Origin of the sequence: uncultured Methanofollis sp. (genome assembly GCF_937919355.1) — an archaeon.
Taxonomy (GTDB): Archaea; Halobacteriota; Methanomicrobia; order Methanomicrobiales; family Methanofollaceae; genus Methanofollis.
In genome coordinates this window covers 1-14,913 of record NZ_CALFSA010000049.1, presented here as the reverse complement: position 1 = coordinate 14,913, position 14,913 = coordinate 1, and the positions used below count along the sequence as shown (strand labels likewise).

At 63.8% G+C, this 14,913-nt stretch carries 22 protein-coding genes and 1 tRNA gene; 18 read left to right on the top strand and 5 right to left on the bottom strand.

The genetic code is table 11. The annotated features are described in order from the left end of the window. From Q0520_RS02575 to Q0520_RS02530, 10 genes are all read left to right on the top strand, one after another. A partial coding sequence (locus Q0520_RS02575; protein WP_298666200.1) for a type IV pilin N-terminal domain-containing protein occupies positions 1-343 on the top strand: 343 nt, incomplete at its 5' end. Between the two features lie 133 nt (positions 344-476). Next, positions 477-947 (top strand): hypothetical protein, encoded by a 471-nt coding sequence (locus tag Q0520_RS02570; RefSeq protein ID WP_298666197.1) that lies wholly within the window; start codon positions 477-479, stop codon positions 945-947. A 116-nt stretch (positions 948-1,063) separates the two neighbouring features. Then, positions 1,064-1,270 carry a type II toxin-antitoxin system HicB family antitoxin gene (locus Q0520_RS02565; protein WP_067049945.1) on the top strand — a complete coding sequence of 69 codons (207 nt, stop codon included), beginning with the start codon at positions 1,064-1,066 and terminating at the stop codon, positions 1,268-1,270. Positions 1,271-1,276: 6 nt separating this feature from the next. Beyond that, entirely contained in the window at positions 1,277-1,498 is a 222-nt protein-coding gene (locus Q0520_RS02560) for a type II toxin-antitoxin system HicA family toxin (RefSeq protein WP_298666192.1), read from the top strand. A gap of 222 nt (positions 1,499-1,720) precedes the next feature. Next, positions 1,721-1,930 carry a hypothetical protein gene (locus tag Q0520_RS02555; RefSeq protein ID WP_298666189.1) on the top strand — a complete coding sequence of 70 codons (210 nt, stop codon included), beginning with the start codon at positions 1,721-1,723 and terminating at the stop codon, positions 1,928-1,930. A gap of 6 nt (positions 1,931-1,936) precedes the next feature. Next, positions 1,937-2,197, top strand: a complete 261-nt coding sequence (locus Q0520_RS02550) for a type II toxin-antitoxin system HicB family antitoxin (RefSeq protein ID WP_298666186.1) — start codon at positions 1,937-1,939, stop codon at positions 2,195-2,197. Beyond that, positions 2,178-2,417 carry a type II toxin-antitoxin system HicA family toxin gene (locus Q0520_RS02545; protein WP_298666183.1) on the top strand — a complete coding sequence of 80 codons (240 nt, stop codon included), beginning with the start codon at positions 2,178-2,180 and terminating at the stop codon, positions 2,415-2,417. Before Q0520_RS02550 ends, Q0520_RS02545 begins: the two co-directional genes overlap by 20 nt. 138 nt (positions 2,418-2,555) lie before the next feature. Beyond that, the gene (locus Q0520_RS02540; protein WP_298666180.1) at positions 2,556-2,870 is read left to right on the top strand and encodes a nucleotidyltransferase family protein; all 315 of its coding nucleotides are present in this window, start codon (positions 2,556-2,558) and stop codon (positions 2,868-2,870) included. 106 nt (positions 2,871-2,976) lie between these two features. Then, positions 2,977-3,192 carry a type II toxin-antitoxin system HicB family antitoxin gene (locus Q0520_RS02535; protein WP_298666177.1) on the top strand — a complete coding sequence of 72 codons (216 nt, stop codon included), beginning with the start codon at positions 2,977-2,979 and terminating at the stop codon, positions 3,190-3,192. Further along, positions 3,170-3,406, top strand: coding sequence for a type II toxin-antitoxin system HicA family toxin (locus Q0520_RS02530; protein ID WP_298666175.1), 237 nt, complete (start codon positions 3,170-3,172; stop codon positions 3,404-3,406). The genes Q0520_RS02535 and Q0520_RS02530 overlap by 23 nt, the downstream gene beginning before the upstream one ends. A gap of 36 nt (positions 3,407-3,442) precedes the next feature. Here Q0520_RS02530 and Q0520_RS02525 read toward each other — a convergent pair whose 3' ends face one another. The 4 genes from Q0520_RS02525 to Q0520_RS02510 are packed head-to-tail and all read right to left on the bottom strand — an operon-like array spanning position 3,443 to position 6,411. Continuing rightward, the gene (locus Q0520_RS02525) at positions 3,443-4,000 is read right to left on the bottom strand and encodes a DUF447 domain-containing protein (RefSeq protein WP_298666172.1); all 558 of its coding nucleotides are present in this window, start codon (positions 3,998-4,000) and stop codon (positions 3,443-3,445) included. Next, entirely contained in the window at positions 3,988-4,809 is an 822-nt protein-coding gene (locus Q0520_RS02520) for a triphosphoribosyl-dephospho-CoA synthase (protein WP_298666170.1), read from the bottom strand. Before Q0520_RS02520 ends, Q0520_RS02525 begins: the two co-directional genes overlap by 13 nt. Beyond that, positions 4,781-5,917 (bottom strand): methanogenesis marker 9 domain-containing protein, encoded by a 1,137-nt coding sequence (locus Q0520_RS02515; protein ID WP_298666167.1) that lies wholly within the window; start codon positions 5,915-5,917, stop codon positions 4,781-4,783. The genes Q0520_RS02520 and Q0520_RS02515 overlap by 29 nt, the downstream gene beginning before the upstream one ends. A gap of 41 nt (positions 5,918-5,958) precedes the next feature. Next, positions 5,959-6,411: a Holliday junction resolvase gene (locus tag Q0520_RS02510; protein ID WP_298666165.1), complete on the bottom strand. Its 453-nt coding sequence runs from the start codon at positions 6,409-6,411 to the stop codon at positions 5,959-5,961. Positions 6,412-6,489: 78 nt separating this feature from the next. On the opposite strand from Q0520_RS02510, the gene cfbA reads away from it, so the two are divergent. The 8 genes from cfbA (at position 6,490) to Q0520_RS02470 (ending at position 14,211) form a co-directional block, all read left to right on the top strand. After that, positions 6,490-6,894 carry a sirohydrochlorin nickelochelatase gene (gene cfbA, locus Q0520_RS02505; RefSeq protein WP_298666162.1) on the top strand — a complete coding sequence of 135 codons (405 nt, stop codon included), beginning with the start codon at positions 6,490-6,492 and terminating at the stop codon, positions 6,892-6,894. Between the two features lie 2 nt (positions 6,895-6,896). Further along, positions 6,897-8,069 (top strand): coenzyme F430 synthase, encoded by a 1,173-nt coding sequence (gene cfbE, locus Q0520_RS02500; RefSeq protein ID WP_298666160.1) that lies wholly within the window; start codon positions 6,897-6,899, stop codon positions 8,067-8,069. A 1-nt stretch (position 8,070) separates the two neighbouring features. Then, the gene (gene cfbD / locus Q0520_RS02495) at positions 8,071-9,144 is read left to right on the top strand and encodes a Ni-sirohydrochlorin a,c-diamide reductive cyclase catalytic subunit (RefSeq protein WP_298666158.1); all 1,074 of its coding nucleotides are present in this window, start codon (positions 8,071-8,073) and stop codon (positions 9,142-9,144) included. Positions 9,145-9,146: 2 nt separating this feature from the next. Beyond that, complete coding sequence (cfbB, locus tag Q0520_RS02490; RefSeq protein WP_298666156.1) at positions 9,147-10,535, top strand: Ni-sirohydrochlorin a,c-diamide synthase; 1,389 nt, start codon at positions 9,147-9,149, stop codon at positions 10,533-10,535. Positions 10,536-10,568: 33 nt separating this feature from the next. Beyond that, positions 10,569-11,435 carry a branched-chain-amino-acid transaminase gene (gene ilvE / locus Q0520_RS02485; protein ID WP_298666153.1) on the top strand — a complete coding sequence of 289 codons (867 nt, stop codon included), beginning with the start codon at positions 10,569-10,571 and terminating at the stop codon, positions 11,433-11,435. A 272-nt stretch (positions 11,436-11,707) separates the two neighbouring features. Then, positions 11,708-12,538, top strand: a complete 831-nt coding sequence (locus Q0520_RS02480; RefSeq protein ID WP_298666150.1) for a nitroreductase family protein — start codon at positions 11,708-11,710, stop codon at positions 12,536-12,538. Between the two features lie 172 nt (positions 12,539-12,710). Beyond that, positions 12,711-12,783, top strand: a tRNA-Glu gene (locus Q0520_RS02475). Positions 12,784-12,906: 123 nt separating this feature from the next. Then, complete coding sequence (locus tag Q0520_RS02470; protein WP_298666147.1) at positions 12,907-14,211, top strand: hemolysin family protein; 1,305 nt, start codon at positions 12,907-12,909, stop codon at positions 14,209-14,211. A 443-nt stretch (positions 14,212-14,654) separates the two neighbouring features. Here the strand turns inward: Q0520_RS02470 and Q0520_RS02465 are convergent. Then, a partial coding sequence (locus Q0520_RS02465; RefSeq protein WP_298666203.1) for a hypothetical protein occupies positions 14,655-14,913 on the bottom strand: 259 nt, incomplete at its 5' end.

The window sequence follows — 14,913 nt, the reverse complement described above, 5'->3', positions numbered from 1 at the left end:
GGTCGCCATCACGGTGATCCTCGCGGCCGTCATCGCCGCATTCGTCTTCGGCATGACCGGAAATGTGCAGTCGACGAAGAATGTGGCAGTGACGACCAGCGTGAACAATGAGCAGCAGGTCGTTGCAACACTTCAGGGCGGGGCTGATGCGACATCATTGAAGTACCTGAACATGTCCATAAACGGCAATGATGTGAACCATCTTGTAAGCTCGGGCAATCTCACAGTTGGGGCATCAATGAACAGTGGTTCCACGAGGGTTGTACCTGGCAAGACCCACGTTGTGATTGTCGCCACATTTAAGGACGGATCCTCGCAGGTTGTCATAGATAAAAACTATTAATCCTTTTTTTTACAACATCGATACAAAGATCCAACGATCTCCCCCATTAACGAGAAATTCATTATTGCAGTGATTCCGCATGGATTTACAAATACAGAAATTATCAGCACTTGTTCTTCTCTTCGTCTCCCCTTTGACCATTACCATCATCGGCAATAACCTCGGCGCAGGCATCCGCTTCCCTCTCGTCCTGTACCAGGAGACCGTCTACGGCACCTCCCTCATCCCGGTCTGGCGCGAGATAGACTACGTCGCCGCCGGCCTCATCGGAGGCCGCTCAGCCTGTGAGATCCTCCTCTGGACACTCGGCACCCTGCTTCTCCTTGCTGCCGTTGCCTATCTTATCATACGACGGTATGAGGGGCACCGTCACACAGTCGCTCTCCTCCTCGCCGGTGCCGGCGTCGCGTACCTCGCCTCGATCATCGCCCAGTACGGCCCCCTCTTCCACGGGCCCGCAGGCTTCTGCATCCCTGCCGGCGTGCCCCTGATCTTCGGGGTCGCGTGGTGGGTGTACCATGCCGGGGAAGAAGATGAATCCAATGGGGTCGACGATCTTCAGGAACCTGAAAGTGATGAAGTCCCATCTGGAGATTCCAGATAACCCGGGGAAAGGAGAGCGGATCCCGTGTTCTCCACTCTCTGCCAGGACACTCTCTCCGGATCAGGTGCTTCCAAACCATTATCAGACAATACGGTGATAATAATAATCGTCCGATTATGATATTCAAAGTCGTCGTTACTCCCGATCCCGAAGACGGCGGGTTTATCGTCAGTTGCCCCGCACTTCCCGGTTGCCACTCGGAAGGAGAAACCCTGGAAGAGGCGCTGGAAAATATCAGAGACGCCATTCGGGGATGTGTCGCCGCGCTCAACGACCGTGCCCGGAGACAGCAGGGCAGCAGAGTTATCGATGTGTCTGTGTAACAGACCATGGCGAAACTCCCTGTCATATCCGGCTCAGCGGCAGTCAAGACCTTTCATAAATTCGGTTTCACCACGTCCCGGCAGACGGGAAGCCACATGATCCTGGAGAAGGCCGGGCTGGACGTCACCCTCTCCGTCCCTCTCCATACCGAATTAAAAAGAGGGACACTACGAAACCTCATCAAAGATGCAGGTCTCACCGTCGATGAATTTGTGGCGATGCTCTGAACCGCCCGGAGATCAGGCTGTAAGGGCCCGCAGGAGACTTCGGCAAACCAGCTCAACCACCTTGTCGAGGGCACCTCCCCCCTCCACACCTACGAACCGTACGGCTACAGCGCCTATGCCGAGTCCCACCACAATGTCCTCTGCTACACCCTCGCCCTCCCCGTCGTCTCTCTCCCGGCGTACTACCTCTTCTCCTTCTTCGGCGACTCATTCCGCCTCGCCGTGCTCCTCCTCTGGTCTGCCCTCCTCCTCGCCGTCCTCGTCATGGTGGAGGTCTGGTACCCGCACTACGCCCGCTGGCGGGGCATCCCCTGGACCTGGGCGGCGATCATCTCCTGGGGCGTGCCCTCGGCACCGCAAAACCCACGATACGGAAAAGTGCAGGAGAAAAAAAAGTCTTATGTCCCCCCGGGATCAAACAGTCCCTTCTGACCAGACATGATCATCGAATACATAAGAGCGGCGATGCACCACGCCCGCTATGAGATCATCGAGGGCGACGAACCGTACTATGGCGAGGTCCCCGGTCTGCCGGGGGTCTGGGCAACCGGCGCAACACTTGAGGAGTGCCGGGAAAACCTGGGCGAGGTCATCGACGACTGGCTCGTGATCAGGCTACGGAGAGGGATGTCCATCCCGCCGATTGACGGGGTCACCATTGAGGAGACCACCAGGATGGATGCCGGTGCCGGATCGTAAAATCCAACCTGTATCGTGGAACGATCTCGTCCGGAGGCTCAGGCACTTTGGGTTCGAAGGGCCGTATTCGGGAGGGAAACACCCCTTTATGATCAAAGGGGATCTCGTCCTGACCGTTCCAAACCCGCATAATACTGAGATCGGTGTGGACCTCCTGATACGGGTCCTGAAGCAGGCCGGGATCTCACGAGAGGAATGGATCTCCTCGGGGGATACGTAGCGGACAAGAGAATCTGAAGAAGATCACGCTTTCTCCCCACGAGCACTTAATAGAGCGGGACTGCAAAGGGAAAGACGAGGGATGAAAAATGGCCGGCACACCGCACGTTCCTGTTCCGTACGATGCCATCGGGCTGATATGCAGGAAACATCATATCAGAAAACTCTCTCTCTCTTCGGGTCGGTGCTGCGGGACGACTTCGGGCCGGAGAGCGACATAGATATCCTTGTCGAGTTCGACGAAGGCCATACTCCCGGATTTTTCTGTCTCTTCGAGATCGCAGAGGAACTTTCCCGTGCGTTCGGGGGAAAGACGATCGACCTCCTCACCCCCGGGGACCAGAGCCGCTATTTCCGGGACGATGTTGTTGCCGCCGCCGGGGTCTGCTATGCGAGAAGCAGAAGGATGACACCGTCCCTCTCAGGCACGCCACACAGAGGCGGCAGGGCATGATCTGATCTTGTGCGGCAGACTCACGATCCACGCACACGCACCACACGCCCAGCCCGGAGCATACTGTTATATGAGAAAATATCGATGACCCTTACGTGAAGGATTCATGAAACTCAGTGTTGTGATCGAAAAAGACGAAGACGGATATTATATTGGAAATGTTCCCTCTCTCCCGGGGTGCCACACACAGGCGAGAAGCATCGACGAATTGATGGAACGGATAAAGGAGGCGATCGCTCTCTATATCGAAGTGAGTGGCGTCGATCGCGGCGAACACCGGGAGTTTATCGGGGTGCAATTTGTCGAAGTTGAGGGCTGCTGATGGAAGAAAAATCGTTAAAGCCCTCCAGAAAATAGGTTTTGAACCGCTCAGACAGAGAGGCAGTCACGTCATCCTCAAGCACCCCGATGGAAGAGTGACCGTCGTTCCTGTCCATGAAGGAGAGGTGATAGGGAGAGGACTTCTCCGGACGATCATCAGAGATACCGGACCGACAAAAGATCAGTTCATGCAGATCCTGGATGAACTTCCCTGACCGCTCCCCTGGAAGTGGCGGCGATCTGTTCATGGATTATTGTATATATTCCTCAAGCGCCGCCGCCGCCTCTCTCTCCCGCGGCCCGCCGCACTTCCGCACGATTGCGAGGTGGTGGTCGATGAGGGCCTTCAGCGCGGGGTCGCGGGTCAGCACATAGCGCGTGCCGTGAACCGCCGCCTCGACGATCCCGGCGAAACCGCGGTTGTGCGCCCGGAGCGACGTGCCGGCGACGACCCCCTCCCCGAGAGGTTCGAGCGCCACAAAGACCGTCTCCGCCGTCTCGTGCTCCACCGTCGCGGCAAAGGCCGCCCAGCCATCGCATTCCTTCAGGCGCTCCACCCGCCGTCCCCCCGCCTCCACCGCCGCGAAGTCGCCGGGGGGCAGGTCGTCGAAGGCCGTCTTCACCCAGACCACGGGATCGCGGGTGAGGTTTGCGACCACCCACCCGTTCTTCCTGATATTCGCCTCGGTGTGCGAACCCCTGAAGAGGACCATCGAAAGGGCGCCGTTCCGGCAGATGATCCCCATCGGTGCGGCATTTCCGCCCGTCGTCGCTATCACCTCGTTGATCCCCTCGTTCAGGAATCCCACGACCACCCCTCCAGCAGGGCGAGGAAGATCCCCGCGATCATGATATCGGCAAGAGACCCCGGGTTCACCCCCGCGGCAAGACACTCCTCGTCGAAAGCGGCGAGGGAGACCTTCCCGGCCTTCACCTCGCGGGCGCGGCCGACCGTCTCCTCCGCGACAGCGGGGCCGAACTTCTTTGCGACAAACGTGTCCGGGTACGTGCAGAGCAGGTCGAGGAACGCCGCCACGATCGACGCCTTCCCGGCGCCGTGGGCGATGAGGAGGTCTTTCGTCTCGCGGCAGAGGGCGAACCCGTTCGTCCACTCCCGCGCCACCATGTCCCTCTCCGCCGAGTAAGCCATCACGTCGTAGAGCGTCATGCCCCTCTCCCTGAGCACCGCCGCCGCGGCCGGGTCGTTCACGTCGATCTCGTCCTTCGCAAGCACCCGAACCTGGGTCGCCCCGAAAGCCCGGTAGAAAGCGACCGCGTCCTCGACAGTCGTCTCCCGCACGAGACGCCCCGCCCCGTCTGCGCCCCCGCCCGCCACGAGGGGCATCAGGAGGATGAACGCCCCGAAATGCGTGTTCCCGCCCGAGTGACAGTTCGTGTCCACCACCGCCTCCTCGATGAGAGCGCCGAGGCCCGCCCCCTCCCTTTCAGCCCTCTCCAGCGCCGGGCGGGCGAAGATAGTCGAGGCGAGGAAGTGCTCAAGGCGCGTGTCAGGATAGTCGTGCCCGCGGTCCACGTTCCCCGGTTTCGGGGAGGCACAGACCTCGAGCATCATCGCCATCTGGGCGAGGTCAGTTCTCGTCTTCGCCCGGCACTCCATCAAACACCCGCTCCATGATCTCCCCGGCAAGACGGCGCTTCTCCCGCATATACTCCGGACCCGAGAGACCCGCCGCCTTTACCGAGATCTCCCTGAGCATGCAGGGCGAACTCGACTTGCAGCAGAAGGCGAGAGAGCCGAAACACGTCGTCTTCCCGCCCTCGATCGGCGTCCCGTCGACCGCCTCCCTCTTGATCCGCATGTAGTCCTCGCGAGAAAGCCCGATGCTCTCCAGGAAGGGGAGCAGGGGGCAGTGCTTCACCGGCATGCAGCAGAAGGCGAGGGACCTGATATCACCGCCGCGGCAGAGTTGTTTCGGGGCGTTGTACCACCCGCTCTCCTCGGCCTTCCTCTGGATCGCGGCGTCGATCCCGGCGAGAGTCCGCTCGTCAGACCGCCTGGCCATCGAGACCATGTCGGCGCCGTGGGCGAACATCTCCATCGCACTATCGAAGGAGGTGATCGAGTTGTTCGCGATGAGAGTCAGCGGACATGCATTCCTGATCTGCCGCAGGCGGGCGTAGCCGAAGTCCATCAGGTCGACGTGGATGATGTCGGCCCCGGCCTTCCAGAGGAGACGGGCGAGACGGCGGTCGTCGCCGGTGACCCCGGCCCTGACCTTCACCGAGACGGTGACGCCCTCAGCCTTGAGCGCCCGCACCGTCTCCATGAGGCGGTGTGCGTCGCGGAGGAGGGCCTCGCCGCACCCGAGCGCCGTCATCGCCGGTTGCCGGCAGTGGGCGTCGACCTCGTAGACGACGGAGTCGCCGATCTCCCCGGCGATAGCCGCATAGGAGGCTGGACTGCTCCCCCTCAGGTTCAGCCCGAGGACGACCCCGCTCCCCTGCAGGGCGGCGACCTGGGCCTTCAGTTCGGCGACAGGGTCGTCGTAGAGGAACTCCGCCCGCCCCTCCGCCGCCATCGACCTGCTCGCCGCCATCGTCTCCTCATCGATGGAGTATCCGCCGATGAACGCGGCGCCGATATGCTCCTTGCGGGCCAGCACATAGGCGGCGTCCGTCACCCCGGCCATCGATGCAATGACCACCGGGGTCTTCACCACCTGGTCGTTGACGATCAGTCCGCAGCGCTCGTAATACTCGATCATGCTTCTCCCAATATTCGCCACCCCATCTCAAAGCACTTGTGTTAAAGACCATTGATGACATAGGCATCACTCTGCCGTTCCAGCGGGATGCCTGAAGAGAAATCGTCGATGGGAATCCCGACCTCAGACCCCCAGTAGGTGAGCAGGGTCTCCCAGGGCATAAGGTATGCCTCGTTCTTCCGCCCGCTCCCCCCCCGGAACTCGACCGCCAGGTAGCCCCGCCGTCCTGTCCGCCTGAGGAACTCGGTGATGGCGTCGACCTGGTGGACGCCGTTTTTGTCCTCGTGGAAGTGCTGGGTGAAGTAGATCTTCTTCCCCTTGAGGGACTTGCACTCGATGGCGCAGTAGTAGCGGGGGTCGAGGGAGTCGACGAGGACGTCAACGTACTGCGTCGAGTACTTGTGCTGTTTGAGGCGGTAGGCGAAACCCTGGAGGGCGTGGCCCTCGAAGAATGCGTTGACGCAGTGGACGATGTCCAGTTCGAAGTCACCCATCTGTATTCACTCTCGACGGGGGGTGCGAAAAACCAATCGGTAATACTTTTAAGGAGCAAAGGTAGTACACTGTATTATATGAAGCGAACCGGATTGTTACTTGTCGGCCACGGCAGCAAACTCCCCTACAACAAGGAACTCATCGAGAAGACGGCGGCGATCATCGCCGAGAAGCACCCTGAGTACCTGGTCCGCCCCGGTTTCATGAGCATGAACGCACCCACCGTCGAGGAGACTCTCGACCTCTTCAAGAAGGACGAGATCGACAGTCTCGTCGTCGTCCCCCTCTTCCTGGCAAAGGGCGTCCACATCCTCCAGGACATCCCCGAACTCCTCGGTCTCCCTGAGGGCGGGAAGAAGGGTACCTTCGCCCACGCCGCCGGCGCCATCCCCCTCCTCTACGCCGACCCGATCGGGAGCGACCCCCTCCTCGCCGACCTGATGGTCAAGAACGCCGAGGCGGCGCTCAAATCGAACGTGTGAAGATGAAGATACTCGTCCTCGACACCATCCACGGCGGCGCCGTGCTTGCTGAGGCGCTGGCGGCGGCGGGGCACGAGGTCGATGCGGTGGACGTCTACCGGGGGATCGAGGGGATACCCGCGGAGGAGGCGACGAAAAGGCGCTACGACCTCGTCGTTGCCCCGGTCCACCTCGACCCGGCCCACCCCCTGCTCGGGCGGGCGCCGCGGGCCATCACCCACCACGAGGCCGTGGGCCTGCTCCTCCTTGCAGGGGGGAGGCCCTCGCCCTTCGTCGAGATCACCGGCACGCGCGGCAAGACGACGACCGCGGCGGCCCTCGCCCACGTCCTGCCGGGTCCGGGCGTCCTCCACACCTCGATGGGCACGTTTGTCTATCCCGAGAGGCGTCTCCTCGGGAAACGCTCGATCACCCCGGCCTCGACGCTCGCCGCCGCCGCGGAGGCGAGAAAGATCGGCGGGTGGTGCGTCGCCGAGGAGTCCCTCGGCGTCTCCGGCGCCGGCGACCTTGCCGTCCTCACCTCCGGGGACGACTACCTCTTCGCCGCCGGGAAGAAGCACGCCTTTGCCGAGAAGGTGCGCTCCCTCGCCCGTGCTCCGCGGGCGCTCGTCCCGCCGGGCGTGAGCGTTCCGTCCGCCCGCGACGCCGGCGAGATCGCCGCGGTTGCGGGGACGGTCTGCACCTACCGCTCCGGCGGGGTCGAAGGACAGTTCGAGAACCCCCTCCTCGCCCTCGACGGATACCGGACGCCCCTTCAACTCGCCGCGGCGGCGGCCTCTCTCCTCGGCGCCGACCCGTCGGGCCTTGCCTGTTTCCGGCCCCTCCCCGGCAGGATGGCGGCCTCGTGGAGAGGCGGCACCCTTGTCGTCGACGTCGCAAGCAGCGGCGCATGCCGGCAGGTCGCCCTCGACGCCGTCGCCTATGCCCGCGCCCTCGACGGGAAGGCCCCGGTCGTCCTGGTCATCGGGACGGAGTCGCAGACCATCTGCGAAGGTTTCCCCGAGAAGGAGGTGGCGGCGACGGTCGACGCCGTCCGCCCCGACGCCACCGTGCTTGTCGGGGACTACCCCGGCCTTGCCGGGAGACGGGCCGCAGACCTTGCGGCCGGATACGCGCTCGCAGAACACCTCGCCGGCGGAGGGACCATCATCCTCGCCGTCAAGACATGGAGGTAAGATGCACTATATTCAACCACGGCCCAGTTCGATTGTAGCGGCCCTGTACACCGCCCGCGACCTGGAGGTGGACGTCGCCATTCTCCACGGCCCGTCCGGGTGCTCGTTCAAGCACGCCCGCCTCCTCGAAGAGGACGGGATGCGGGTCCTCACCACCTCGCTCGCCGACAACGAGTTCATCTTCGGCGGCCAGACCGTTCTCGAACGGGTGCTGAGAGAGGCGGAGAAGGAGTTTCACCCGGCGCGGATGGCGGTCGTCGGCACCTGCGTCTCGATGATCATCGGCGAAGACCTGAAGGCGGCGATCGATTCCTCGGGCGTCACGACGCCGACGATCGGGATCGACGTCCACGCCGGGTTCAGGGAGAACATCCAGGGGGTGATCGCCGCCCTCGAACCTGCGGCCGAGGCCGGGTGGATCAGCGCCGACGAACTTGAGAGGCAGAAACAGTTGCTTGCGGCCGCAAACGAGGTCGAACGTCTCCGCGGCGCCGCCTCGAAACCGTATATCGAACCCTCGCGCGGCGACCTCAAGCACCTCGCCGCCCGCCGCCTCGTCGCCCTCGCCCGGAGCGGGAAGAAGGGCGTCGCCGTCATGAACGCGAAGAAGGAGACGGCCTACATGTTCGCGGACGAACTCGTCGCCCTCCACGACGCCTGTCCCGACGCCGACATCACCTACGTCGCAAACCTGGAGAGCCGCGGCCTCCCGAAGGTGCGGACAGACGCCGCCAACGTCCTCGCAGGCATGCGGGACCGCGGCCTCGACCCTGATCTCCTCGGCGCCCTCGACGAGTACGGGGCGAACGGCGACGCCGTCGGCGGACTCCTCCGCGAGATCAGACCCGACTTCGCCTTCCTGGTCGGCGTGCCCCATGCCGTGCCGCAGGAGTACACCTCCGGCATCGAGACGATCTCGGTCACCAACGGCCCGCGGCAGGTGGCGCCCCTGAAAGACCTCGGCCACGCCATGGTCGTCGTCGAGGTGGACCTCCACCCGAAGACCCTCGGCGTCCGCTCGATCGTCGAGAGCGAGTTCGGCGCCGTGCTGCGGAGCGTCGCCGGGGAGGAGTGACCGTGAAGGCCCTCCTCGTCACCGGCGACCGGTCGGGCAGCGGGAAGACGAGCATCACCCTCGCCCTCGCCGCCCTCCTCTCGAAGGACGCCGTCGTCCAGACCTGCAAGGTGGCGATGGACTACATCGACCCGTCGTACCTCACCGCGGTCACCGGGCGCCCCTGCCGGAACCTGGACAGTTTCGTCATGACGCCCGGACAGATGCGTGCCGTCTTCGAGCACGGGACGAAGGGCGCGGACATCGCCCTCGTCGAGGGCGTGCGGGGCCTGTACGAGGGTGCGGAGGCGATCGGCGACGCCGGGAGCACGGCCTCGGTCGCAAAGGCCCTCGACCTCCCTGTCGTCCTCGTCGTCGACGCCCGGAGCATCACCCGGAGCGCCGCCGCCATCGTGAAGGGTTTTGCCGCCTTCGACCCGGATGTGCGGATACGGGGCGTGATCCTGAACAACATCTCCAGCCCCGGCCACCGGGAGAAGACGGTCAGGGCTGTGGAGCACTTCTGCGGCGTCCCTGTTGTCGGGGCGATCCCGAAGAGCGAGGGGATGCGCCTCACAATGCGCCACCTCGGCCTCGTCCCCTACCGCGAGGGGCAGGAGACCGGCGACTTCCTCGACCGCATCGAGGCGGTGAAGGAGGTGATCGGCGGTTACGTCGACCTCGACGCCCTCAAGGGGCTGATGGAGGAATACCACTTCACCGGCGAGGCCGGGCCGTTCGCGCCTCTCCGCGCCGCCGCCGACCCCGACGTCCGTGTGGCCGTCGCCTACGACGAGGCCTTCACCTTCTACTACAACGACCTCTTCGACGTCCTCGGGGCCGAAGGTGCGGAGGTCGTCACCTTCAGCCCTGTCCACGACCCCCTCCCCGAGGCCGACGGCTACATCATCGGCGGCGGCTATCCTGAGATGCACGCCGCCGCCCTGGAAGCGAACGCACGCACGCGGGAGGCCCTCGCCGAGGTTTCGAGGAACGGCGTCCCTGTCTATGCCGAGTGCGGCGGCCTGATGTACCTCACCGACAGCCTGGTCCTGAAAAAGGGGTGGCAGGACCGCGACCGCGAGGAGTCCTACGAGATGTGCGGCGTCTTTGCCGGAAAGAGCGTGATGCCCTCCCGCCGCACCCTCGGCTATGTCGAGGGGGTTGCGGGCCCGGCCTCGCCCTTCGGCACCGGGCCTTTCCGGGGTCACGAGTTCCACTACTCCGAGGTTGTCCTCGACCCCGGTACCCGTTACGCCTACACACTCTCGCGGGGCGTCGGCATCGCCGGGCAGAAGGACGGTGCGACGACGGCCCGGACCCTCGCCGCCTACACGCACCTCCACCCGGTCGCCAGCGCCGGTTTTATCAGGGGATTTGTCAGCCAGTGCCGGGACGGGGAAGGACCGTAAAAGACTATACCTTCCCGGTTCCAATAGAAGTTCATGATCATTTATCTTGACGGGAAGTTCGTCCCCGACTCGGAGGCGAAGGTCTCGGTCTTCGACCACGGCCTCCTCTACGGCGACGGTGTCTTCGAGGGCATCCGCGCCTACAACGGCCGGGTCTTCAGGCTCGACGAGCACATCGACCGTCTCTACGACTCGGCAAAGACGATCGACCTGAAGGTGCCCCTCACGAAGGAGGAGTTCAAGGAGGCGCTCCTTGAGACCCTGCGGAGGAACAACTTCAAGGACGCCTATATCAGACCGATCGTCACCCGCGGCAAGGGCGACCTCGGCCTCGACCCGCGCAAGTGCTCGGTGCCGACCGTGATCATCATCCCGACGAACTGGGGTGCGATGTACGGCGACCTCTACGAGAAGGGTCTCTCCGCCATCACCGTCTCGGTCAGGAGGAACGCCTGCGACGCTCTCCCGCCGAATGTCAAGAGTCTCAACTACCTGAACAACATCCTGGCGAAGATCGAGGCGAACTACAAGGGCGGGGACGAAGCGATCTTCCTCGACCCGCAGGGCCACATCACCGAGGGCTCGGGCGACAACCTCTTCCTTGTGAAGGACGGCGCCCTGATCACCCCGCACACCCTGAACAACCTCCGGGGTGTCACCCGGCACGTGGTCCTTGAAGTCGCCGCCTCTCTCGGCCTCACGGTCGTCGAGCGCGACCTCGGCTACTTCGACGTCTACACGGCCGACGAGGTCTTCGTCACCGGCACGGCGGCGGAGATCGGCCCGATTGTCAGGGTCGACGGCAGGGTTATCGGGAACGGCAAGCCCGGCCCGGTCACGAAGCAGTTGATGGCCGGGTTCTCGGCTGTCACGAAGAAGGAAGGCACCCCCATCTTCTGAGGGTGCGAGGTCTCTCTTTTTTTTCTCCGTGTTTGAGAGTGTGTGCTGGGGTCGCCGGGGGAGAGCGACGGCTTTCTTCGTGGGGTGAAATCACCCGTTCACGATCTCCTGTTCTGTCTTCCCCGGTCCTATCCTGATCGGGGGTCCGGGGGGCAGGGCAACAGCCCCCGGTGAACAGTACGGGGAAGGCAGTGGATTGGTGTCCTCCTCCAGGGGACCGCCCTCTCCCCGAGCGGCAGTATTTTATCCCCCCGTGTCCTCTCCCGCTGACTATGGAAACCCCGATCACCTTTGACGAAGACGCCTGCACGCGGTGCGGCGTCTGTGCCGAGGTCTGCCCGAATGGTGTCATCATGCAGAACCACGCCGGCGCTTTGCCTCTCCTCGTCCCCGGCCTTGAGGCGGCGTGTATCCGCTGCGGCCACTGCGAGGCGGTCTGCCTGGCCGGTGCGGTCTCGGCCGCGTACCCCGCCGAGGGGCCGCGGTACCTTGTAGGGGGTTCGGCGGCGGCGATCGCCCCGGCCGACCTTGCGGCGTATCTCAGGAACCGCCGGTCTGTCCGCCGCTACGACGGGCGGACGGTGGACAGGGCGACGATCGAGGCCCTGCTGGACGTGGCCAGGTTCGCCCCCTCGGGTGCGAACGGGCAGCCTGTCCACTGGCTCGTCGTCCATGACCCGGCCGACGTGCGCCGCCTGGCCGGGCGCATCATCGAGTGGATGCGGGAGATGGCTGAGAGCGGGGCTGAGCACCCCCTCGCTCCCGTCTTCCCGGCGCTTGTCCAGACCTGGGACGCGGGCGAAGACCCGATCTGCCGGGGCGCCCCCCACCTCGTCGTCGCCCACGCCGACGCCCGGAACCCCCTTGCCTTCACGGACAGCGTCATCGCCCTCACCTGGCTTGACGTCGCCGCCCCGTCCTTCGGGCTCGGCACCTGCTGGGCCGGGTTCGTCCAGATCGCCGCCATCTCCTCGCCGGCCCTTGCGGCGTCGCTCGGCCTCCCCGCGGGGCACGCCCCGCAGTATGCGATGCTCCTCGGCTACCCGGAGCACCGCTATGCCCGCGTGCCCGGCCGGGAGAAGGTGCGGGTCACCTGGCGGTAGGCGGCAGGGCTTCACCCGGAGAGGAGAGCGCATGCGCGAGGGCCCCGGTGCGGGCGAGGACGATCCCGATCATCGGCGGTGCCCGGTGGGCAGGCCGGGATATAAAAGCAGGGAGGCCCGGCCCTGCCGAAGGTTTAAGTACAAGGATTTTGATATAGAGTATGGCACTTCTGCTGCCATAGTGTAGAGGCCAATCATGTCGGCCTTTCACGCCGACGACCGGGGTTCGAATCCCCGTGGCAGCATCCAATTTTTATGCGGTGATTCCCTCGCCACTGTTCACCAGATCCAGGGTTCTCCCATGCCCGCGCCGCGTTTTCATTTCCCCAAATTTTATATAAAAATCCGACAATATCTTATTATCCCGAATGTCATATCTCATCGAGATCGCTATTATCATTGTCCTTATCGTGCTCAACGGCATCTTCGCCATGTCTGAATTCGCCATCGTCTCCGCCAGGAAAGCCCGACTCCAGCAACGCGCCGAGACGGGCGACGCCGGGGCGGCGACGGCGCTCGCACTTGCGAACGAACCCACCGCCTTCCTCTCGACGATCCAGATCGGCATCAGCCTTGTGGGCATCCTCGCTGGCGCCTTCGGCGGCGCCACCGTTGCCGAGGGCGTCGCCCCCTACTTCCAGGAGGTCCCCGCCCTTGCACCCTACAGCGGGGTGCTGAGCATCACCCTGGTGGTCCTTGCGATCACCTACCTGACGCTGATCTTCGGCGAACTCGTCCCGAAACGCATCGCCCTCACCGGCGCCGAGGACATCGCATCCGTCGTCGCCCGGCCGATGCACGCCCTCTCGATCATCGCCGCCCCGGTCGTCGTCGTGCTCAGTCATTCGACCGAGGCCGTGCTCAGGGTCATGGGGATCAGGAATGACCCCCAGCCCCCTGTCAGCGAGGAGGAGATCAAGATCATGCTCGAAGAAGGTGCCGAGGCCGGCGTCTTTGCGAAGTCGGAACTGAACATGGTCGAAGGCGTCTTCGACCTCGACGACCGGGGGGTCACCTCCCTCATGACGCCCCGCCCCCATATCGTCGCCCTCGACCTCGACGACCCTGACAGGGAGAACCTGAAAAAGATGATCCTGAGCGGCCACTCCAAGTTCCCGGTCTATGAAGGCGACCCCGAGAACATCGTCGGCATGGTCTCGGTCAAGAACGTCCTCGCAAAGATGGAGGAGGGCGTCTCGCCGGCGATCCGGGCGGCCATGACAAAGCCCTTCTTCGTCCCCGAAGGTATCCGTGTCCTGAAACTCGTCGAAACGTTCAAGCAGACCGGGCTGAACATTGTCCTCGTCGCCGACGAATACGGGAGCGTCCAGGGCCTTGTGACCCTCCACGACGTGCTGGAGGCGATCGTGGGCGACGTCCACGACCGCGGCGAGAGGGCCGAACCCGTCGTCGTCCGCGAGGACGGGTCGTGGCTGATCGACGGGAGTGCCGCCGTCGATAATATCAAGGACGTCCTTGCGGTGGACGTCTTCCCCGGCGAGGAGGAGGGGGTCTACTACTCTGTCGCCGGACTGGTCATGTATGTCCTGGAGCGGGTGCCGAAGACCGGCGATCATTTCGACCTGGGCGGCCTGCGCTACGAGGTGGTCGACATGGACGGCAAAAGGGTGGACAAGGTGCTGGTGACGCGGGTCCCCGCCGCCGCGACCTGATACCCCGTCTCCATTCGACTTTCGCTCTTTCGGCCCACTTTCCCCTCTTTTTATTCCCCGGGTGCCCCCCCTCTCTTCAGTGCGGTGTCGCCCCTCGCCCCTGATGCGGCGGCCCGCACAGGAGTGTAGAAAAACATGAGAGAGATATCTCGGGGTCTCCCCCTATGGGGGGACGGCACAGTCGAAGGGACAGGACACAAAAGCGAGGTTGCCGAATGTCCAGGATAGACGGCAGCCTTCATGACACCCCGTGCGCCAACACCGGACCCAGGAAGACCGCCACACCTCCGTCGACCCGCGAGAATATAAACACCACCGATCTGGTGCCGCAGGCGGTTACGGCGGAGGTGCGGAAGCACGGCCGTGCGGTGAGCGAGGTGCACGTGAAGCGGGGCGGTCGGCACATGTATGCCGTCTCGGGTCTGACGACGTGGTCTATCTCCTCATCGGTCGCAGGCGGTATCGGTGATGGGGGAGGGTGGCGTGATCGTCGGCCATGCGGCGGTGAAGGTCTTCACCGTGGCGGGCCACTTCATCGTGCCGCTTGTCTCGTTCCGCCGCGTCGCCACGGGCGAGGCCAGGTCGGCCCCGCTCTTTCCCCTCGTGCCGGAGGGACGGTCATGATCAGGGAGGCCCTTGCCGCGATGGGGGTGGGAGCAGTTCACCGTCAAGATGCTCCAGGACGCCCTCGGGCTTTCGTAC

What these genes read in the sequence shown, in the direction of transcription:
- Q0520_RS02565 (WP_067049945.1), top strand. Translation starts at nt 1,064, where the DNA reads ATGATATTCAAAGTCGTCGTTACTCCCGATCCCGAAGACGGCGGGTTT.
- Q0520_RS02560 (WP_298666192.1), top strand. Translation starts at nt 1,277, where the DNA reads ATGGCGAAACTCCCTGTCATATCCGGCTCAGCGGCAGTCAAGACCTTT.
- Q0520_RS02550 (WP_298666186.1), top strand. Translation starts at nt 1,937, where the DNA reads ATGATCATCGAATACATAAGAGCGGCGATGCACCACGCCCGCTATGAG.
- Q0520_RS02545 (WP_298666183.1), top strand. Translation starts at nt 2,178, where the DNA reads ATGCCGGTGCCGGATCGTAAAATCCAACCTGTATCGTGGAACGATCTC.
- Q0520_RS02540 (WP_298666180.1), top strand. Translation starts at nt 2,556, where the DNA reads ATGCAGGAAACATCATATCAGAAAACTCTCTCTCTCTTCGGGTCGGTG.
- Q0520_RS02535 (WP_298666177.1), top strand. Translation starts at nt 2,977, where the DNA reads ATGAAACTCAGTGTTGTGATCGAAAAAGACGAAGACGGATATTATATT.
- Q0520_RS02520 (WP_298666170.1), bottom strand. Translation starts at nt 4,809, where the DNA reads ATGGAGTGCCGGGCGAAGACGAGAACTGACCTCGCCCAGATGGCGATG.
- Q0520_RS02515 (WP_298666167.1), bottom strand. Translation starts at nt 5,917, where the DNA reads ATGATCGAGTATTACGAGCGCTGCGGACTGATCGTCAACGACCAGGTG.
- Q0520_RS02510 (WP_298666165.1), bottom strand. Translation starts at nt 6,411, where the DNA reads ATGGGTGACTTCGAACTGGACATCGTCCACTGCGTCAACGCATTCTTC.
- cfbA (WP_298666162.1), top strand. Translation starts at nt 6,490, where the DNA reads ATGAAGCGAACCGGATTGTTACTTGTCGGCCACGGCAGCAAACTCCCC.
- cfbE (WP_298666160.1), top strand. Translation starts at nt 6,897, where the DNA reads ATGAAGATACTCGTCCTCGACACCATCCACGGCGGCGCCGTGCTTGCT.
- cfbD (WP_298666158.1), top strand. Translation starts at nt 8,071, where the DNA reads ATGCACTATATTCAACCACGGCCCAGTTCGATTGTAGCGGCCCTGTAC.
- ilvE (WP_298666153.1), top strand. Translation starts at nt 10,569, where the DNA reads ATGATCATTTATCTTGACGGGAAGTTCGTCCCCGACTCGGAGGCGAAG.
- Q0520_RS02480 (WP_298666150.1), top strand. Translation starts at nt 11,708, where the DNA reads ATGGAAACCCCGATCACCTTTGACGAAGACGCCTGCACGCGGTGCGGC.
- Q0520_RS02470 (WP_298666147.1), top strand. Translation starts at nt 12,907, where the DNA reads ATGTCATATCTCATCGAGATCGCTATTATCATTGTCCTTATCGTGCTC.